Genomic DNA, 19,845 nt, shown 5'->3' on the forward strand with positions numbered 1-19,845 from the left:
TTCCTAAGCTTTTATTTTCTTAGGTGAAACGAGCGCGAATATTATGGTGATAAACACTGCGAGGTATGCAATGAGTAACCAATCGCTCGTTTGTAATTTTTGGGGAAAATTTATTTTTTCCGTTGTGGCCGTAGCTGTTGGTACCGCTGTTTTTTCGTATTCACTTGCCTGAGGTTCTAGTGCGGTCATAAGATCGGCACTTGCTACCCAGTGATTGTCTTGTTTTGTTAGGAGCTTTAATTGCAAAGGTTTTCCATCTGCCATTTGTGCGATAGTGTCACCTTTTTTGACAGCATCACCAAGTGCCCAATGACGTTTTTCTACAGGATGTTTTTGCGGATGGACATTGTAGTAGCCCCACGCTTGTTTACCGCGTAAGTTTTCAATAATGACATATCCTGGTTCATTTACGCGACTGTGAATAGCGACAATAACACCATCTTCAGCACTCACAATTGGTTGTTGTGCGGCGCCACGAATTAATAGCACATTGCTCTGAGTATCAAGTGCAATATCGGGAATTTTATTTTGTGGTAATAGTGGCCAGTTACCGACACCTTGGCTTTTTTCACTCACCTTAATGGTACCCAGCAATGTTTTTTCTAAGGTGTTACCGGCGAGATCTTGCACATTCTCTATGTACACGGAATACTCTCCAGGAGTAAAATCTTCGGTAATTAAAAGTTCTGCTGCGCAGCCATTATCTTTGTTTTCAATAACCTCAAAGGTATGCTGATTGTCACCAAGGTAAATTCTCGGCGCCACATCTTGAGAGATACCTGAAATACTGTCTTCATACGTTACGCTAATGTTCACAATACCGATTTGTAATTCCTGTGGGGTTATTTGAATATTTTGTACTTGTGGTGCGGTACGATCGTATATAAATTTCTGTACGGTACTTTTGCCTGTATTTCCGAGTATGTCTTTGCTTACGACATGAAAACTGTGCACACCTTCTGCTGTCAACTGCCCTTGCCATTGCCACGCATTTTCCTTATTTTCAAGAGCGGCTATTTGTTGTTCATCTTTGAACAACACAACCTCTGCGATTTGCGAAACATCGGTAACTTTCGCACGGATTGTTACGGTGTCGCTACTCGTAATACTTTCGTTTTCTGTTACAGTAATTACCGGAGGATTGGTGTCTATGCGTACAGGAAATAGTTGTTCTTTTGTTTTTCCATTTTCGGCTTCAAGAAATAGCACTAGTGTGTAAAGACCATCATCTTCTGGTGTCCAGGAAATTTCGTAGATACCTTCTGATTCTTGTATATCGGCGCGTACTTCGGGATTTTCGGAAAGGTAACATATTACGTTTTGTGCATTTGTTTTTATTTTACACATAACTTCGGCATTGCTCATTGTGGGGAATGCTTGTATTACTTCTAGTTCAATATCTTGTTGCTGTGGAGAAAACTCTATTTGCTTTGTGGAAACATTTTGCGCGGCATCCACAACTTCGATGTCTAGTTTGTATGTTTCTCCTGGTTGGACTTTCCATGTAAATGGAGCTGTATATTCTTGTTGAATAGCTCCGTTTACCGCAAGTGTAACAGTATATTGATTGTTATCGGTAACTTCGAGGTTGAGTTGCGCTTCTTGGGCAGATGTTTGCTCAACGCTAGCAATAATTTGTGGTGCAGTGTTATCCACATCACATTTTAGCGCTTCGCTGGTGGTTTTTTGCTGCTCTTTGCTTGCTACCGCTGTTAGTTCATGTGTGCCATCTTCTACTTGTGAAGAATCCCATGCGCACTGCCATTTTTCGCCTTGAAGTTGTGCATCGTTTATTTTTTCTCCGTCGCAAAAAAATTCGACGCTTTCAGCGTCAGCGCTTACTTGCAGTTGCACTGTACCTTTAACAAATTCAGCGCTAGGTTCTATGCTAATAACTATATTTTGTGCTTCAGGGGTTTCTTGTGCGTACAGTACACTGAAAACGATGAGTAGTACCAATATGTGTTTCACCTCTATCTCCTAAATTTTGGTGTTTTCTGAAACTGCGAGTTTTGGGTTATTACTGTTCTTTGGTAAATTCGCGTGCATTAATGGCCAGCTCGCGTAGTTTTTGCTGTAAACTTTGTCGGGGAATTCCTAGAGTATTTGCTGTTTGGGTTATATTTCCTTGATGTTTCTTTAGTTTTTCGACAATAAAAACTTTTTCGAATTCGCGCACAAAGGCTCTCTTGGCATTTTTAAACGACACTTTATTGGTGTTTATGTAGTTTTGCCATAAATTGAGAACTTTGTCGCTGGACGGAAAACTATAACTTTTCTTTACATTCCCCTGAACGATATTTTCAGGTAGATCATGTTCGTCAATGAGCGTGCTATCGGCGAGTACGACCATTTTTTCAATGGTATTTTTTAGTTCGCGGACATTGCCGGGCCAGCAGTAGTCCATCAAAAGTTGTAGACCTTTTGGAGTAATAGCTTCTATGTTCTTTTTGTGTTTTTTGCAAAAAAGTTTTAGAAAATGTTCCGTCAAAAGTGGTATATCTGTGGCTCTTTCACGTAGAGGCGGCATGACGATATCCACCACTTTGATCCGGTAGTAAAGATCTTCGCGAAAGTTTTCCTCTTCAATTTCAATATCGAGGTCTTTGTTTGTTGCCGAAATAAAACGTACATCCGCTTGGATGCTTGTGTTTCCTCCTAGGCGTTCAAATATGCGATCGTTGAGAACACGGAGTACTTTTGCCTGCATATTGAGCCCCATGTCGCCAATTTCATCGAGAAATAAAGTACCTTTGTTGGCTTCTTCTAATTTTCCTTTACGTTCTCGTGCATCGGTGAAAGCTCCTTTTTCAGTACCAAACAGTTCGCTTTCGATTAAATTTTCGGGAACAGAGGCGCAATTGAGTGGTACAAACTTGCCCTTGGTTCGCGAACTGCGTTTGTGAATCTCGCGTGCCACAAGTTCTTTTCCTGTGCCGTTTTCTCCGGTAATCAGTACGGTGACGTCGGTATTGGCGACTTTTTCAATCATGTCATAGACACTTTGCATTTCTTTAGATTCGCCGATGAGTTCCCCAAAAGAATCTTGAAGATTAATTTTTTCTTTTAGTTGAATATTTTCGCGGACGAGCGATAGTTTTTCGAGAGCGTTTCGCGTAATAATCCGCAATTCTTCTACATCATATGGTTTTGCAATGTAGTCATATGCCCCTTTTTTCATCGATTCAACAGCAATTTTTTCGGAACCATGTGCGGTAACGACGATGACTAAAGGTGGATTCTCCAGCTCGTTTATTTTTTGTAGAGCTGTTATACCATCCATTTGTGGCATATTGAGATCTAAAAATGCAATGTCAGGATGGAACACCGGAATTTTTTCCAGGGCAACAAGGCCGTTTTCCGCCTCTTCAATCTGATATTTTTCTTTGCTCAAGGCTTTTTTCATTGCAAATCGAGCGTTGTATTCATCGTCTACTATGATTATTTTTGGGTTCATAAACAATTCTTTGCAAGTTTTGTAGTTAGGGATTTTTCGACACGTTTATACCAGCGTATCATACGAAAATTTGACCATACGTTGAGCCGTGTGTACTTCACGATGTCAAGTACATCACCACGTGAAATTTTTACAGGATTGTCCTTGTCAAATAATTGTTCGTTCGCTGCGGCCTGTTCTAGGGTTTTTATTGCCATCATCAGTGGTAAAAAACAGAATACGCGAACTTTCATTGCGCGTTTGGGGAGAGCGCACGAGTAAAGTAAGGCGTTGTCTAGGTGTTCTTTCGCACGTTGAATGATGGTATGCATCAATTTGTAAGCATTTCCACGGCAAGAGTTGTCCAACAATCTTCCATCCGTAAGCGAAAGTTCTTGTAGAAGGTCTCCTGGTAAATAACACCACCCACGTTGATAGTCGACGATCGAGTCTTTTATGATATTTGTTAGTTGTAAACCAAGACCAAATGAAGTGGCTTTCTTCTCCATAAATGCATATTTTTTTGAGGAAATACAAGAATAATGATGGGCAAATAGCCCATTGAGTAAGTGTCCTACGGTTCCCGCGACGTAATAGCAATACTTTTCTAAATCATCAACGGACTGCAGGAACGTAACCGTGCTTGTTTGTTTACGTGTCGCGTATTCGCCCATTCCATGCGCCATTTCTTGTACCCATTTGCGAATATTGTCGCGTACCGTCTTAGGAAATTCCCAAAAACATTGCAGTACGTATTTACTGTGGTGTAGAAGTGTGATGTCGACTTCTTCCCCGAGCACTTCGTCACGACATTGTTTTTCGAAATCTCCATACATTGTAGACCATTGTTCCTCGGTGACGAGTTTTGCAAAATCATCAAGAAGCTCTTTTTTACGCTGTGCCGGTAGTTTGGCATTGTCTTCGATGGTGTCGGCGATACGACATAACAAATACGCGACGAGAACATGGAACTGCAATGGTTGTGGAAGACGTACCACATTTACCGCAAATGTTCGTGAAACTTGAGGGAAAATGAGTTCGCAAAAAGCTTTCTTGTCTACATCCTTATTTTGTTGTAAGTTCTGCTCTAGGGTGTTAAAGTCCACTAGTTATAGCCTTTCCAAATATGAGCCAGGAAAATCAGCTTTGATTTTTTCCAAAAGCTCTGCTACTTTTTCCTCATCCTCCAGCATTGCGTATGCACTTTTTGCAAAGAATATTTTGTTGTGTTTCTCGGCATTTTTCGCAAGTGTTCGCCACTCATCGTCACTAAGTGGGGCGAATTCATGGATTTTATTGGCAGAAAAGAAATCTCCACTTTCCACAGCTGCGGCCGTAAGTTTACCAAGTTCCTCGGCATCTTTTATTTTGCGGAAACAATCAATTGCGTCACTGAGTTGATCGTTTGCCAAGAATTGTTTTGCAATGTCTTTTACTTTGCTGTCCGCGATTTCTTTGCCATAAAGTACAGAGCGCTTTTCGAGAACATTTGGTAATTTTGCCATGAGTCTTTCCTTTTGAATTATTTCGTAAATGGTAGTTTTTGTTGTAATTATAGCAGTGAAAAACATTGTGGTCAAGTTTATGAAACATCGCAAACTAGAAATAAATCTATAACAATTTGTAGTTATGTAGGGGCGGACCTAGTGTCCGCCCGTCCCCCAATCAACGTTAGATAAACGTTTACCCACAACAACTATTTCTTTTTTTTCTTCTTTTTGTTATTGTTCTTTTCCTGTGGCCCATACCAATCTTGTACTGTATTGTATTTTCCACGTTGATCGCGACGCCACGGAATGCTTTTTGGAGGCAACTTTACGGCTTTTTTGTTAATACCCTGGTAGTTTTTGCGACTCCAATCGTCCATATTTTGTGTATTAGAAGCGCGAGCCATTGTCCGCCATGGTAACTGCTGCCTTGTCGGAAGTTGCGATATATCTGGCATACCATAATGCTGCGGATTGGCAATTTTCCACATGCCCTGTTCATGCATTAACAAAAATGCCGCTTCGAGTTTTTTGAGCTTTACGGTGACTTTTGCTAGGTCCTGACGATTAGGTAAATCAGGTGCTGGTGTTTCCACTTTTTGCACTTCCACTTGGCCGACGAGACTAAAGAGATTTGCAGCGAGTGCCCACGCAAATGTAATTTGACTTAGAGGAACTTGGCGTTTGATATAATCCGCCAAGCAGTAGTAGAAAGCCTCTGGGTCGTCATAACGCACAGTTTTCTTGACAAACTCAAACGTTTCCTGTGGTGTTTCCAATTTGGAATACTGGTCTTTGGGAATTTGGGTCGTCTGACAGCCAAGTAACGACGCCAAACATAACAAAATAACGATTCTCATAGTAACATCCTCGTATTGGTTTTAATAGTGCTAGTATTTATGGGTATTATAGCGTAATTTCGGGTGTAATGATAATAAAAAAATTCGCCGTTTTTAGAGAGAATATGGGGTTTCTGTTTTACTTCCTCTACCTTTAAGTGAGCGGCAAAGCCATAAGTGCCTCAAGGTAGGCAGCTCGTCTATTTTTGGCGGCAAAGTTCATATACAGATGGACGATGGGGGTGGTCTTTGCTGGATTCGTACATGGGCCACAATACTAGGTTGTTTGGTAAATCAATTTTGGATGTGGCAAACTCATCCGCGATACGTTTCTCCTTTTACGATGTTCATGTCTTCTGCATTCGTGGGCTCCGGGCAAACGAAAAGCGATACTGTTTTTTAGTTATGGCTCGATCTCATCAAATACATTATATCCTGCTAAAATACTTTCGTCCACGAGTCGAGGAGGAATTATAATATTTCCTTCGCGAGTTTGCATACGCGTTTCATTATTTGTATACTATTCTCAATCGTAACGTTTGAGATATATCAGTTGCGACGATGCGGAAGCAAAAAAAATAAAAATCATCGTTTATAAAAGTGAGAAATAAAATGTCTGAGTGGACTCATAAAAATATAAGAATTGTTTTTGTTATACTGGTGTTAGTGATGTCTGGGTGTGCCGGAGCTAAATCAAATTTGGAGATTGCGAAAACAAGCACATCGCAAAGTGAATTAGAAAATCTAATTAGCCGTCCATCGGTTCCTATGTTACGCATGCATGTTGCCGCAAATCCGCATGCTTCTAGTGGCACCCTAGAAAAATTAGCCAGTGACTCAGATGCGAGTGTACGCTACTATGTTGCCGCAAATCCCAATACTTCGAGTTCTTCTTTGGAAGAACTTGCCAATGACTCTGTTTCTCGTATACGCTATCGTGTCGCTGAAAACCCGAATACACCTATTGGCACGTTAAAAAAGTTAGCCCGTGACTTTGAACCTCGTGTACGATGTGGTGTGGGAGTAAACCCGAATACTCCAAAAGATTTGATCGAAAAATTAGCCAATGATGTTGACCCTGATGTACGCTCCTGTGTTGCAAAAAATCAAAAAACGCTCCGCAAAAAATAATTATAAGAACGAAAAAACAGTCGACATGTGCCACCCTTAATGGGTGTAATAATGCGAGGATCTTTTTAGCACACGTCCAACCTCTACTTCCTCTGTAATACCGTTATCTTTTTGACGTAGTTGTTTTTTTGAAAAAAAGTCGAATTTTTTGCGTGCCGAATAAATTTCTATGACCACAGAATAAGGTAGACCAGGAGGTAAAATTACCTTTTGTAATGTTGGGAATTGGTCAAACCAATGCAAATGCGTTTCGTTTTCACGATAGTTTTCGTATGCAGAGATGTCGATTATCTTTATTTTGGGTAGTGGGGTTTCTATTTTTATTCTTTTGGATGGTGTGTAGTATGGCTTTATTATCAAAGTGTTTGTTACTTCTAATAGAAAACTTATGCTTGCGCCGTTATAATCGATATCACCATCAATCATTTGCGCGCTTACTTCTTCACAATTAAAGCTACAGTTATCGAAAATAGGAAAATTAGACTTTACCTCCTCACTTTCCACGTAATGCAATTCTCCGCGAAAAGAGCAGTTGTCAAAAACGCAATCGTTGAAGTAATATGGTCGCTCTAAGTAAAAGGTGCAACCAAGGTACGTTGTGTACAGTTCAACGGCGTGAAGTGTCTTGTTTTTTATGATTTTCATTATGTTTTCTATTACCCAAACGGAGGCAAACGCATGAGTTCCAAGTGCGTTGCTATATCTTTTTCTGCATGTCTTAGAAGCATTAATTTATGGTGGATCTGTGACGATCTGATATTGGGAATATCTAGCGGCAAAATGACGCTCTGTAAAGTAGGGAATCGTTTAAACCACGCACAGGGTAGTTCCTTGTAGCTCTTGTATGCGGATAGGTCTATTGTTTTTATTTGCGAAAGTTTTGCGTTTAGGGCAATATAATTTTGTTCTGTAAGAAGTGGAGAGATCGTTAGGTTGTGCACCCACTCTAACAGCGCTCTCTCTTCACCTATAAAGTGCGATTCTATAATTTTCGCTGTGACTGTTTCGCAGTTGAAGGTGCAATTGTAAAAAGTAGGGTACAAACCACCTTTGCTCTCTTCATGATGTAACTGTCCGCGAAACGAGCAGTTTTTAAAAACGCAGTTATCTAGGCAGTGTGACCCCTCTAAATAGAATGTACACCCACGATACTCGGTATGTGCTTCTACTGCTTGTAGGGTTTTACTTTTTACTACGCGCATGTGTCCACCACTCTTGTATTGTAATCCGATAGAGTAAAACATATCTTGCCTTTTCTATTTAGAGCATTGAAACTTTCAAATGAATTCCATTGCCGATCCCGAAAATTTTATTGTTTTGTTCTATCTTTTCGGGAGCAGGAACAGAATGGCACGCTCTAAGGTATTTAAAATAACCTGGGTTATCTCAGCCTCTTCTTCTGCGTCTACGCCTTCCTTTTTTACGTTTTTTATCTGCTGTTGAACTGCCCTCTTTGAGAGATAATAGCTGGTCGCGCAATTTGGCGGCAAGCTCAAAATTTAGCTCTTGGGCGGCGAGCATCATATGTTTCTCTAGTTCTTGTATTTGCTCTTGGGCATTATAATCACTTGTGGATTCGCGTACAAGACCGTCTAGTTCGGATTGTTGCTCTTGGATTTCTTCGATACCCGAGAGTATTTTTTTGTTGATATCTTGTGGTTCTATACCGTGTTTTTTGTTGTAGGCTTGTTGGATTTCACGACGACGTTTAGTTTCCTCCATGGCGTTTTTCATCGCGGGTGTGATACGGTCGCCGTAGAGGATTACCTTCGCACGCGCGTTGCGCGCTGCACGCCCCATCGTTTGTATAAGCGCGGTTTCGGAGCGTAGGAAACCTTCGCGATCGGCATCGAGAATAGCAACGAGAGATACTTCGGGAAGGTCAAGACCTTCGCGTAATAAGTTAATGCCGATGACGACGTCGTATTTACCTTTGCGCAAGTCTTGTAAAATAGTTACGCGTTCAAATGCGTCAATGTCGCAGTGTAAGTACGCGACTTTAATACCGGCATCTTTCATGTAGTCGGTCAAATCTTCGGAGAGACTTTTTGTTAAAGTGGTCACCAAGACGCGTTCGTTGATTTCTGCTTTTTGTTTGATACGCTCGATAATGTCTTGTACTTGGTTTTCCGTAGGAATCACTTCTACTTCGGGGTCTAAAAGACCTGTTGGGCGAATGATGAGCTGTACAGCTTCGTGGTGACTCTGTTCAAGTTCATAGTCGTTGGGTGTAGCGGAAACAAATACCGTCTGGCCGGTAACATTTTCCCATTCTTCCAACTTTAGTGGACGATTGTCAAGAGCCGAAGGTAAACGAAATCCATGGTTGACCAAATTTTCTTTGCGTGCACGGTCTCCGCGATACATTCCGCGAATTTGTGGAATGGTTACGTGAGATTCGTCGATAAATGTAAGAAAATCCTCGGGGGCATAGTCCAGTAAACAAGCTGGTCGTTCTCCTGCTTTACGGCGTGAGAAATGTCGCGAGTAATTTTCAACCCCCGAGCAATAACCTACTTCGCGTAGCATTTCTAAATCGTGTAGAGTTCGCGTTTCTAAACGACTGGCTTCTAAAAGTTTTTGTTGTTCTTTCAGCACTTTTAGTTGTTCTTTGAGTTCTACTTGGATGCTGTCGATGGCTCTTTCCACTTTTTCGGCAGGAGTAACAAAGTGTTTGGCGGGATATATACTCACTTCGTCCACTTCTTTAAGTACTTCTTTACTCACGGGTTCGATGTAGAAAATTTTTTCAATAGTGTCGCCGAACATTTCTACACGCAGAGCAGCAGCTTCGTCGCTGGGGTAGATTTCAATAGTGTCGCCGCGTACGCGAAAAGTACCACGCGAAGTTTCGAAATCGTTGCGTTCGTATTGAATATTGACAAGTTGGCGTAGTAAGTCATCGCGCTCAATATCGGTATCTTTTTCAATGCGTACTACCATGCTACGATAATCTTCGGGATCTCCTAAACCGTATATACACGATACAGAAGCAACGATAATTGTATCGGGTCTTGATAGTAGCGAGGACGTGGAAGACAAACGCAGTTTATCCAGTTGCTCGTTAATCGAGGATTCTTTTTCAATATAGATATCACGTTGGGCGATGTACGCTTCGGGTTGGTAAAAGTCGTAATAGGAAACAAAATACTCAACGGCATTTTTCGGGAAAAAACTTTTAAATTCCGAATATAGTTGTGCGGCCAATGTTTTATTGTGCGAAATAATAAGCGTTGGCCGTTGCAATTTTTGAATGACATTTGCCATTACAAAGGTTTTTCCACTTCCCGTTACCCCGAGAAGAGTTTGATATTGTTTGTTGCTCTGTATACTCTGCGTTAATTTGTCGATGGCTTTGGGTTGGTCTCCTTGGGGAAGCCAGTCACAACATAGTTCAAACATATTTTTTGTCCTTGGAGTTTGGGGTGGTATCAGTTAAGTATGGAAATATGCTAGTAGTTGGTGTTCACCAACTACTAGCATATCACGATCATAAATAATACAACATTTTGCAAGCGATATGCCAGTGAAATTGCGCTGTTATGTTCCGCAAAAAGTAGCTTGGACTTTTTGCTCCTCACGCGGGGCTTTTTGATATTCCTCAAACTGCGGTTGCTCTTCGTAAGGTTTTTGTAATACTTTATTGAGTTCTTCAAATACAGAAAAGTCATCCTGCATGGCGTGGGATATCGCGCGTTCTACTTGGTGGTTGCGTGGAATAAATATGGGGTTTACCTGTTGCATTTTCTTTTGCGTTTCGTTGGCATCTTGTGTTTTTATTCTGTGCCGCCACATACTCAAAAAATCGCGAAACTCTACGTTGTTCTCAAAGAAATTATTTTGCGATACATTCACTAGCTTGGTGAGTTCGCGAAAGCTTATGGTGTAGTCGTATTTTTGCTTCTGCAAATATTGCAGCCATGCGGTGATCATTTCGTGATCTTCTTCACAACTATCCTCTATCCCCAGTTTTGCGGCAATCTTTTGCGTAAAACTTTTTTCCAGTAGGTTATGTGCCACTTCAAGTTCCTCTTCCAAAATAGATATGGCCTTTTTTTGGTCTTTGTGGACAAGTTCCAATAGACAATCCCCCAAGCGACTTAAATTCCACATAATAATCGCTGCTTGGTTGGCATAGGCATATCTTCCTTGGTGGTCAATCGAACTAAATACTTTGTGAAAATTAAATTCATCCATAAATGCGCAAGGTCCAAAGTCTATGGTTTCGCCACTAATAGAGGTATTGTCGGTATTCATTACTCCGTGAATAAATCCCAAGGACATCCATGTTGTAACTAGAGAAATTTGTGCTTCAGCGACACTACGAAAAAACGCGATGTAGGGGTTGTCATGCTCTTGGGCTTTTGGGTAATGGCGCGCAATTGCATAATCAGCCAACTGTTGAATGGCGTCTTTATTTCTACGCGAAGCAAAATATTCAAATGTTCCTACGCGAATATGGCTTTTGGCCACTCGTGTGAAAATGGCTCCGGGAAGTTTGCTATTGCGATATACAAAGTCCCCGGTGGTAACGATCGCTAACGCACGTGTTGTTGGGACACCTAGAGCATGCATCGCTTCACTGACGATATATTCGCGTAGAGCGGGCCCGAGTGGGCAGCGGCCATCGCCTCCGCGAGAAAAGGGTGTGCGTCCTGCGCCTTTTAGTTGTATGTCGTATCTTACTCCGTTTTTCGCTACGACCTCGCCAAGTAAAATGGCACGTCCATCACCTAGTTGTGGTACAAAATGTCCGAATTGGTGCCCTGCGTACGCCATTGCTATTGGTTGCGATCCTTCTAGGATTGTTTGTCCGGCAAAAATTTCAGCGAGTTGTTGTGAGGAGTATTCGCCATTTTTACCTAGCTCATGGGCAAGTGTTTCGTTGAACTTTATTAGTTTTGCTTGGGGAACAGTCAACGGATTTACGTTGGCAAAGAATTTACTGGGAAGTTTTGTGTAAGTATTGTCAAATTCGAACATGCCTTACTCCTTATGGATATTAGCCTTATCGTTTAATGGTGGATATCGCAAATGTTATTTTTAGTGGCCTAAAAACTTTAAGTGCTTTTTATCTTTGAACAGCTATAATAAAGGAAATGCAAATGAACTTAAAGGAGAAAAAAACAGATGAATATTTGGAAGACGTTGAAAATTTTTATAAGTTCTACGTTTAAAGACTTGGAGTTAGAGCGCGATTTATTGACAAACACTTTTGAGTCTATTAAGAAAAACATTTTTGATAGACGCCTTACGTTGATTCCTTATGACCTACGTTGGCGTGAACGTCATGAAGAGGAAGATCTTGTAAAGTGGTGTTTGAAAATGGTGGGGCAATGCCAATACTTTGTGGGGATTCTTGGATATCGCTATGGATGGCGTCCGCCGCATGATGTCGATGGCAAAGCGAACAATTTGTCAATTACCGAAATGGAGATTAACTATTCTCTGAAGCACATTCCGCGAGAAAAACGTTTTTTTTGCTTCGGCAATATCGAACAGTATTCCAATACAATTCACAGCGAAACAGCAGAAGATTTGGCAAGCCTTGAGTCTCTTAAACAGCGTTTACGTGACGAGGGCGAGACTATTTTTGAGTACCAAAATATTCATCAAGCACTAGACATTATTGTGAATCATTTACAAAAAATCATTGATGTTGAATATCCTGCGAATGAAAAAGTTGATTTTCATCAGCTGACACAACAGGAAATTTTTAACGATTGGATCGACGAAAAAAGAAATGGCTTTGTGGGGCGCAGCGATTCTTTGAAGATTCTAGAAAACTTTGCTATGGGAAGTGACGCCAAGAACTACTGTATTGTGGGAGCGGTAGCGGGCACAGGGAAATCAGCGCTTTTAAGCCAGTTTTATTGGCAATGGCAACAACAACCGCGTAAAAAAATACTGGCGCATTTTTTGAGCTTAGGCGGTGAGAATCGCGAAATAAATGGGGTGATGCGTTCGATAGGGGAGCAGTTAAAAAGCGTTGGTTTTGAAATGGAAAAAGATGCTTCACCAGCACAGATACGCAAAAAAGTACAACGCTTTCTCGAAGAGTATCGCGAACCGTTGGTGATGGTGATGGATGGCATTGACGAAGTCGATGACGCTGGACGAAATTTACAGTGGTTGCCACAAAATCTCCACGCGAATATTCGCGTAATTATTACCACGCGTTTGGTGGATACTTGGGAAATATTAAAAAAATTACCGCAGGCGCAAACACACGAACTTTCTCCCCTAACTACCGAGGGGATACGTAGCATCATCGCTTGGTACCAACAAATGAAAAACATTCATCTTAGCAATGAAGATGTGGCCATTTTATGTAAACGCGCTGCGGGAAATCCACTGTATTTGAAGGTGGCACTAGACGAAGTGGTTTCGTCGGGAATTGCTGTTGGGCAGTTAGCGCTTTCTGTCGAGGCATTATTTACACAGATATTAGAACGTCTCCAAAAAAAGTACAATCGTGAAGTGATTCAGCAGTATTTAGGGATGATTGCCGCGAGCCGCAACGGAATCACCGAAGAAGAGTTATGGGAAATTTTGAGTCGCAAAGCGCAAATCACCGATGATTTCTTACTTTCTGTACAAAATGCTCTCGATAATTTTATTGTGAGACGTTCGGGCGTTTTGTCTTTTTTTCACGCAGAATTCGAACGCAATATAAAGCAATCTCTAGGAAAACAAGACATGCGCAGCATGCACCAAACGATCGCAAAATATTTGCGAGACAAAGGTTGGGGATATACGCGTACGTTGGCCGACTTACCGTTTCATCTACAGTGGAGCGAACAATTCTCTCCTTTACTGGAACTGGTCACAAATATCGCTTTCCTGCAAGCCAAGAGTTCGGAAGGTATGACGTACTCTATTGTGGAAGATTTTTCGCGTCTACTTACCCAACCAGAGGTGATGCTTCCCGATATGAAAATAACCATGGCAAACGATATTGCGATTTCTCGCAAAACGATCACACTTTTGTTGCATGCTTTAGAACTCGATTTACAATTTATCCAACGCCATCCACAGTTATTGTTTCAATGTTTGTGGAACCGTTGTTATTGGCATGATGTTCCCAAGGCCAAAGATTACCATAAAACAATTGTCGATAGTGAGGTTGTTGCTCCCTGGGAAAGCGAAGACGACGAAAAATTATATCGTTTGGCGGAGTATTGGCAGCAACAAATGTCTGGAAAAAATGTGTGGGTAGAGAGTTTACGTCCTGTAGAGCCAAGTCTCGACTCACCACTTATTTCGACTTTAAAAGGTCATGAAGGCTGGGTAAGGTCCATTGCCTTTCATCCGCATAATACCGAGCAGATTGCTTCTGCTTCGGGAGACAATACGGCAAAGGTTTGGGACATCACTACGCGGCAATGTTTGTTCACGATGGACCATCGCGATTGGGTGAACAGTGTACAGTTTAGTAAAAATGGTCAGCAAATATTCACGGCGTGTCGTGATCGTATGATACATGTTTTTAACAGTCGCAATGGGGAAAAGTTGTTCCAATTATCTGGACACAATAACTCTGTACAAGATATCGCAGTTTATGGAGATACATTGGTTTCTGTTTCGAAAGATCACAGCGTGCGTATGTGGAAAATTTCGACACGAGAGTGTCTTAAAATACTCGAAAAGCATAAGACATCAATACGCTGTGTGGTTTTTCATCCCAGCGGTGAAATGTTTGCTTCTGGTGCAAAAGACGGAAATATTTGCGTATGGAGTAAAGAAGGAGAGTGCTTGTGGACGTTAAAAGGACATACAAAAGAGGTGCGAGGTTTATCATTTCACCCCACGCAGAATTATTTAGCCTCATCATCAGGTGATGCGACAATCCGCATCTGGGATTTGGCGACGGGAGATAATAAACATACCATTCGCGACCACAAACGCGATATCCGTTCCATCACATATAACAGCAACGGAACAAAATTGTTTTCGGCTTCTAAGGACCAAACCTTGCGTTGTTTTGACACAAAAACCAATAAGTGTTTGGGAGTATTTACCGGACACGAAGGAGAATTGCGTTGCGTGATTTGTGGAGACAAAGGCCGCATTGCTTCAGCAGCAATGGATCGTACAATACGCATTTGGAACAGCGAGGTAAATCCTCTTCCCTTTACGTTAGTTACACACAATGACTTTATTCGCAACCTAGACATCAATCGTGACGGAGAAAAAATAGCGTCGTGTTCTCGCGATAACGACGTGCGTATATGGGATGTAAAAAGCGGTTTGTGCATACACACACTACAAGGGCATTGCGACAACGTTAGCGACGTGGCTTTTGCACACAACGATAATAGGTTAGTTTCTGGATCGCATGACAAAACTTTAAAGCTTTGGGATATAGAAAAAGAACAACAAATATTTTCTCTAGAAGGGCATGAGGATTTTATTCGCGATTTTGTGTGGACAACAGATGATAAATATATCGTCTCGGTGTCTCGGGACGCAACCGTACGCGTTTGGGAGGCGGCAACCGGAGAATGTGTCAATATTCTCCGCGAACACCAAAGTTACTTACAATGTATTAGTTGTTCCCATGATAACAACTATATTGCTTCGGGAGCACGCGATGGAGTTAGTAAGGTATGGAAGCGCAATGAAAGTGGATACAGCACTCAAAGTTTGTATACTCTGGAAGGTCATCGTTCAGGTGTGACAAGCTTGGCATTTCATCCAAACAATATGCAACTTGCATCGGCGTCCGACGACAACACTGTGCGCATTTGGAATATGCTAACGGGTGAGTGTGAACAAATTTTAGAAGGGCACAGTGGATACGTCATTGAGGTTGCCTATAGTAAAGACGGTAGTAAAATAATTACTGTTTCTTGGGATCGTACCACACGCGTGTGGGACACTGGTACTGGGAAAACTGTTCATGTTAAACCAGGATACGCCAAGGCGGAGTCTATCGCTAAGGAGAACTTGATTCACGTCATCAACAATGGTTTGGAAATGGTTGTGGAGAAAGATAATGCTGTTGTCGGATACTTTGGCGAAGGATTAAACCATACCATGGTGCGCAATAATCTGTTTTTTGGAGGAGTTGGTACGGGTAACGTATATATTTTACGTGTGCATGGCATAAACGAAATATAGATCATCTTTGAATACATCACAAAATTTTTAAGGATTTCGTATGAGCAAACTGCTTTCTGAAGTTACATTACACAATTTACAACTAAAAAATCGCGTAGTAATGGCACCGCTAACGCGCGCTCGCTCCGGTAAAAGCCGCGTTCCCAATGATTTGATGCTCGAATACTACCTGCAACGCGTTTCCGCAGGACTTATCATTAGTGAAGCGACATCGATTTCTGAGCAAGGGCTTGGCTGGGTAGAAACACCTGGAATTTATAGCGATGCACATAGCGAAGGTTGGAAAAAAATCGTGCGTGCGATTCATGACCATGGGGGAAAAATCTTTTTGCAACTGTGGCACTGTGGGCGCGCGTCACATAGTAGTTTCCACAACGGTGAGCCTGCTGTTGCGCCTTCCGCAATTAAGATTAACGAAGAATACATTCATACTGCGGAGGGAAAACAGCCTCACGAAGTACCACGTGCACTAAAAACGGAAGAGATACCACTCATCGTAGAAGATTATCGCAAAGCGGCAATACGCGCTAAGGAGTGCGGCTTTGATGGCATTGAGGTGCACTCTGCCAATGGGTATCTTTTAGACCAATTTTTACAATCGAAAACGAACAAGCGTAGCGACATTTATGGTGGAAGTGTGGAAAATCGCTATCGCCTTCTCAATGAAGTGCTCGATGCGGTAACCACGGTTTATTCGGTAGAGCAAGTAAGTGTAAGACTTTCTCCTAATGGTGTTTTCAATGATATGGGAGCCAGTGATTATCGCGAGACATTTACCTATGTCATTGAGCAACTGAATAAATATAATTTGGCGTACTTACACGTATTAGATGGCTTGGGATTTGGGTTTCATGAGCAAGGGAGTCCGTTCACTTTAAAAGAAATACGCAAGATTTTTGATAAACCACTCATGGGGAATTGTGGATATTCTAAAGAAAGTGCGGAGAAGGCGATTGGCGAAGGCGACGCAGATTTAATTGCTTTTGGCCGTCCGTACCTCAGTAACCCAGACTTAGTGGAACGGTTTGCCAATGATTGGCCACTCAACCCCGAAGCGGACGCTTCGGTGTGGTACACTCCACTAGGAGCAAAAGGTTATACAGATTTTCCCACATACAACAAAAATAAATAATCGAGATTTTGCAATGTGAGTTTCTCAAGGCTCACATTGCACATCGCAGTGTTTTTTATGTGTACTCGCCGTTTTTTTCCCCAGGAATAAACACAAAAGGTCCGGGGCCCTCTGTTTCTTTGTCTAGCAAAGGGGTTATCATCGACCACATAATCACAGCAATAGAGGCAATCCATGTTTCATAGTATTGGGGAAACCATAGTTTGAGTGGCCCACCTAGGCAAGATACCCATAATCCGAAGGAAATAGCAACAATCACCGTTTGCTTCCATGTCAACTTACTTTGTTTTCTTTTTTGTCGGTTCTTATTACCAATGATAGGTGCAAGGATAAGTAAAAACGCGAAAATAATGGTGTAAATCCATTTAGAATTTTGTGAGCTAGGTGGAATTAAGCCGGAAATGAGAATATAAGCGCCAATAATTTGCGTGGGAATAAGGCGTGTTGTTTTTGCTAGATAATCCTGGAAGTTTTGTTTTGCCATTTCTTTTGACCTTAAATTTGAGTGTTTGAGATGGAGCACGTTACGCTTGTGTGGCTCGATTATAGGTCACAAATTTCTTAATTTCAAGTAAAACCGCCTACTATGATTTATTACGCTATTTTCACAAAAACAATAAGACAATCCAACATTAGAAAAATTTAACAGTTTTTTCTTAGCGACAAATCGCATAGAATGATACATCGTTTAAAAGGATCGGTTATTTGTGCGATTCATTTAAATTACCTCATAACCAGTCAGATGAAGCTTATGAAAAGAGGATAAACTATGGATCGCCCGGAAAAGCTCTCCACAATAAAAAAGCGCCGTTCCCTTTCGTTTCGCATTGCGAAATGGTGGATTCCTAAATTTTTCTATTGTACGTCTTACCTTATTTTTGGTACCGCACGTATGCGCTATTTCAGCAAGAACAATTTTGATGAACTTGTAGATAATAACAAATCGATTATCGTTGCTTGCTTCCATCAGGGAATATTATTTTTGCCATTCCTTTTGCGTCATAATCGTTATGGAAAAAGAATTGCGATGGTTAGCACCAGTCCTGAAGGGGACTATATTGCGGGTGCGATGAAAATGTTTGGACAAAGTGCCGCACGTGGTTCGAGTACTCGCGGAGGGAAAAAGGCATTGCAAGTTATGATCGATATGCTGAATGAAGGACACCAACAACCGCAAGCACATCATGGTCTCATTACTGTTGACGGTCCGAAAGGACCCGCTCATGAGGTAAAGATGGGGGTTGTGAAATTGGCGAAGGAAACAGGCTTGCCCATTGTTCCCATGAATTGGTATGCTGGCTCTGGAATCACATTACGCAATTGGGATCAAACAATGTTACCACGTCCATTTTCCAAATTGGCCATTGCTTATGGTGAACCTATTTTTGTCAGCAAAGATGCCTGTGAGAAAAAAATGGAAGAAACGCGCCAAGAGGTGGCGCGTAGCTTAGAAGATTGTTATCGCATTGTGCAAGAGAATGCGTAAGACATTTGATACAAAAATTTACGCTAAACGATACAGCCATTCCCCCAAAGATTCCAAACATCGACAACTATTTTATCTTTGGGGAGATTCATATCCTTGTATTGCGTATGCGGCACACCAAGAATAATAATGTCACTTTGTTCGATTAACTGCTCATGAGAAATAAATTTTTCATCGTTGATATAGCAATCGCTACACAGTACTTTTTTGCTTTCGAACATCAAGACTTTCTTTAACTTGTACGAGAGCGACTCACGCTTGTCGTCAATGTTCGCCTTGAATGCCATGCCCAGGATACCAGTGGTTAGCGTCTGCAGGGGATACTTTTCTTTTAGTTTGCTTACGATGTAATTCGGTAAACCTTCGTTGATCAACATCGCACTATGACCGAGGAAAAAGTTATTGTTGTTGAAGGCCGCGAGTTGCATGGCGTCTTTAAACAAACATGGCCCTGCGGCGAATCCCGGAGATGCAAAGTCACTGGCGCGTTTGTAGTTGTGGGTCATGGCATGGAGTATGCGGTAGAAATCTACATTGTGGTTGTTGGCGATCATAAAAAATTGATTTGAGGTCGCAAATTTGATGTAGCGCCATACGTTGGTAAATAGCTTTGACAACTCCGCTTCTATCGGTTCTAGACAAACAATGTCATCAGTCAGTAAAGAAAAAAGTTCGCGACAGCGCTCGAGACCCTGCGGTGAAAAAGAAGAAATAATTTGTGGAAGTTTCTGTAGTTCCTCCATTGCATAGCCTTCGGCAATGCGTTCCGGGCAAAATGCCACATCGACATTTTTTCCATACTGATGGAGCCAATTCTTAACTTTTTCGCTTGTTCCAGGATAGACAGTACTGCGCAAGATAATGAGTTGTTCGTCGTGAAAAAACTCAAGATAGTCGTCGATGAGCTTTATGATCGGGTCTAATTCTGGATTTAGGTGTTGGTCGACAGGAGTACCAATAATAACGATCACGGTGTTTGTTTCGCTAATTACTTTGGGATCGTACGCTAGAAACAATTGACGATTGATGACGCGTTGTAAGATCTCTTGTGCTCCGTGTTCGATAAACGGCATTTGACCTTTTTCGATTAGGTCTCCCACTTCGCGGTTGATATCCAAAGCACAGACTTTTTGTCCTTTGTCTGCCAAAGAAATCGCCAGTGGTAACCCGACGTGTCCAAATCCTCCGACAATAACAGAGTCATATAGCAT

Annotated in this window: 15 protein-coding genes; 4 read left to right on the forward strand and 11 right to left on the reverse strand. The window is 41.7% G+C overall.

Going from position 1 to position 19,845, the window contains the following annotated elements:
- Nucleotides 1–3: 3 nt before the first annotated feature.
- The 5 genes from UABAM_RS33020 to UABAM_RS33040 form a co-directional block, all read right to left on the reverse strand.
- Complete coding sequence (locus UABAM_RS33020; RefSeq protein WP_152021885.1) at nucleotides 4–1,971, reverse strand: Ig-like domain-containing protein; 1,968 nt, start codon at nucleotides 1,969–1,971, stop codon at nucleotides 4–6.
- A 49-nt stretch (nucleotides 1,972–2,020) separates the two neighbouring features.
- Nucleotides 2,021–3,457 carry a sigma-54-dependent transcriptional regulator gene (locus UABAM_RS33025; RefSeq protein ID WP_152021886.1) on the reverse strand — a complete coding sequence of 479 codons (1,437 nt, stop codon included), beginning with the start codon at nucleotides 3,455–3,457 and terminating at the stop codon, nucleotides 2,021–2,023.
- A complete protein-coding gene (locus UABAM_RS33030; protein WP_152021887.1) occupies nucleotides 3,454–4,542 on the reverse strand; it encodes a phytoene/squalene synthase family protein in 1,089 nt (362 codons plus the stop codon). Before UABAM_RS33030 ends, UABAM_RS33025 begins: the two co-directional genes overlap by 4 nt.
- Nucleotides 4,543–4,545: 3 nt before the next feature.
- Complete coding sequence (locus UABAM_RS33035) at nucleotides 4,546–4,941, reverse strand: hypothetical protein (RefSeq protein ID WP_152021888.1); 396 nt, start codon at nucleotides 4,939–4,941, stop codon at nucleotides 4,546–4,548.
- Between the two features lie 191 nt (nucleotides 4,942–5,132).
- Nucleotides 5,133–5,783 (reverse strand): hypothetical protein, encoded by a 651-nt coding sequence (locus UABAM_RS33040; protein WP_152021889.1) that lies wholly within the window; start codon nucleotides 5,781–5,783, stop codon nucleotides 5,133–5,135.
- Between the two features lie 591 nt (nucleotides 5,784–6,374).
- On the opposite strand from UABAM_RS33040, the gene UABAM_RS33045 reads away from it, so the two are divergent.
- Nucleotides 6,375–6,893 (forward strand): hypothetical protein, encoded by a 519-nt coding sequence (locus UABAM_RS33045; RefSeq protein ID WP_152021890.1) that lies wholly within the window; start codon nucleotides 6,375–6,377, stop codon nucleotides 6,891–6,893.
- A 36-nt stretch (nucleotides 6,894–6,929) separates the two neighbouring features.
- On the opposite strand, the gene UABAM_RS33050 is transcribed toward UABAM_RS33045, so the two are convergent.
- From UABAM_RS33050 to UABAM_RS33065, 4 genes are all read right to left on the reverse strand, one after another.
- Nucleotides 6,930–7,538, reverse strand: a complete 609-nt coding sequence (locus UABAM_RS33050; RefSeq protein ID WP_152021891.1) for a hypothetical protein — start codon at nucleotides 7,536–7,538, stop codon at nucleotides 6,930–6,932.
- Nucleotides 7,539–7,549: 11 nt separating this feature from the next.
- Nucleotides 7,550–8,137: a hypothetical protein gene (locus tag UABAM_RS33055; RefSeq protein WP_152021892.1), complete on the reverse strand. Its 588-nt coding sequence runs from the start codon at nucleotides 8,135–8,137 to the stop codon at nucleotides 7,550–7,552.
- A 142-nt stretch (nucleotides 8,138–8,279) separates the two neighbouring features.
- Nucleotides 8,280–10,295 (reverse strand): excinuclease ABC subunit UvrB, encoded by a 2,016-nt coding sequence (uvrB, locus tag UABAM_RS33060; RefSeq protein WP_152021893.1) that lies wholly within the window; start codon nucleotides 10,293–10,295, stop codon nucleotides 8,280–8,282.
- Nucleotides 10,296–10,433: 138 nt separating this feature from the next.
- Nucleotides 10,434–11,876 carry a protein adenylyltransferase SelO gene (locus UABAM_RS33065; protein WP_152021894.1) on the reverse strand — a complete coding sequence of 481 codons (1,443 nt, stop codon included), beginning with the start codon at nucleotides 11,874–11,876 and terminating at the stop codon, nucleotides 10,434–10,436.
- A gap of 147 nt (nucleotides 11,877–12,023) precedes the next feature.
- Here UABAM_RS33065 and UABAM_RS33070 point away from each other — a divergent pair, with 147 nt between their 5' ends.
- Both UABAM_RS33070 and UABAM_RS33075 read left to right on the forward strand, forming a co-directional pair.
- The gene (locus UABAM_RS33070) at nucleotides 12,024–16,016 is read left to right on the forward strand and encodes a WD40 domain-containing protein (protein ID WP_152021895.1); all 3,993 of its coding nucleotides are present in this window, start codon (nucleotides 12,024–12,026) and stop codon (nucleotides 16,014–16,016) included.
- A gap of 40 nt (nucleotides 16,017–16,056) precedes the next feature.
- On the forward strand, nucleotides 16,057–17,148 hold the full coding sequence (locus tag UABAM_RS33075) for an alkene reductase (protein WP_152021896.1): 1,092 nt from the start codon (nucleotides 16,057–16,059) through the stop codon (nucleotides 17,146–17,148).
- 55 nt (nucleotides 17,149–17,203) lie between these two features.
- Here the strand turns inward: UABAM_RS33075 and UABAM_RS33080 are convergent, their stop codons facing one another.
- On the reverse strand, nucleotides 17,204–17,632 hold the full coding sequence (locus UABAM_RS33080; protein WP_152021897.1) for a hypothetical protein: 429 nt from the start codon (nucleotides 17,630–17,632) through the stop codon (nucleotides 17,204–17,206).
- A 285-nt stretch (nucleotides 17,633–17,917) separates the two neighbouring features.
- Here UABAM_RS33080 and UABAM_RS33085 point away from each other — a divergent pair, with 285 nt between their 5' ends.
- Complete coding sequence (locus UABAM_RS33085) at nucleotides 17,918–18,634, forward strand: lysophospholipid acyltransferase family protein (protein WP_152021898.1); 717 nt, start codon at nucleotides 17,918–17,920, stop codon at nucleotides 18,632–18,634.
- Nucleotides 18,635–18,657: 23 nt separating this feature from the next.
- Here the strand turns inward: UABAM_RS33085 and UABAM_RS33090 are convergent, their stop codons facing one another.
- On the reverse strand, nucleotides 18,658–19,845 hold the full coding sequence (locus UABAM_RS33090) for a nucleotide sugar dehydrogenase (RefSeq protein WP_152021899.1): 1,188 nt from the start codon (nucleotides 19,843–19,845) through the stop codon (nucleotides 18,658–18,660).

The sequence above is a fragment of the Candidatus Uabimicrobium amorphum genome, assembly GCF_009002475.1.
GTDB lineage: Bacteria > Planctomycetota > Uabimicrobiia > Uabimicrobiales > Uabimicrobiaceae > Uabimicrobium > Uabimicrobium amorphum.

Coding starts and splice junctions, on each gene's coding strand:
- UABAM_RS33040 (WP_152021889.1), bottom strand. CDS start 5,783: ATGAGAATCGTTATTTTGTTATGTTTGGCGTCGTTACTTGGCTGTCAG.
- UABAM_RS33075 (WP_152021896.1), top strand. CDS start 16,057: ATGAGCAAACTGCTTTCTGAAGTTACATTACACAATTTACAACTAAAA.
- UABAM_RS33055 (WP_152021892.1), bottom strand. CDS start 8,137: ATGTTTTACTCTATCGGATTACAATACAAGAGTGGTGGACACATGCGC.
- UABAM_RS33050 (WP_152021891.1), bottom strand. CDS start 7,538: ATGAAAATCATAAAAAACAAGACACTTCACGCCGTTGAACTGTACACA.
- UABAM_RS33070 (WP_152021895.1), top strand. CDS start 12,024: ATGAATATTTGGAAGACGTTGAAAATTTTTATAAGTTCTACGTTTAAA.
- UABAM_RS33045 (WP_152021890.1), top strand. CDS start 6,375: ATGTCTGAGTGGACTCATAAAAATATAAGAATTGTTTTTGTTATACTG.
- UABAM_RS33080 (WP_152021897.1), bottom strand. CDS start 17,632: ATGGCAAAACAAAACTTCCAGGATTATCTAGCAAAAACAACACGCCTT.
- UABAM_RS33025 (WP_152021886.1), bottom strand. CDS start 3,457: ATGAACCCAAAAATAATCATAGTAGACGATGAATACAACGCTCGATTT.
- UABAM_RS33085 (WP_152021898.1), top strand. CDS start 17,918: ATGGATCGCCCGGAAAAGCTCTCCACAATAAAAAAGCGCCGTTCCCTT.
- UABAM_RS33090 (WP_152021899.1), bottom strand. CDS start 19,845: ATGCTATATGACTCTGTTATTGTCGGAGGATTTGGACACGTCGGGTTA.
- UABAM_RS33065 (WP_152021894.1), bottom strand. CDS start 11,876: ATGTTCGAATTTGACAATACTTACACAAAACTTCCCAGTAAATTCTTT.
- UABAM_RS33035 (WP_152021888.1), bottom strand. CDS start 4,941: ATGGCAAAATTACCAAATGTTCTCGAAAAGCGCTCTGTACTTTATGGC.
- uvrB (WP_152021893.1), bottom strand. CDS start 10,295: ATGTTTGAACTATGTTGTGACTGGCTTCCCCAAGGAGACCAACCCAAA.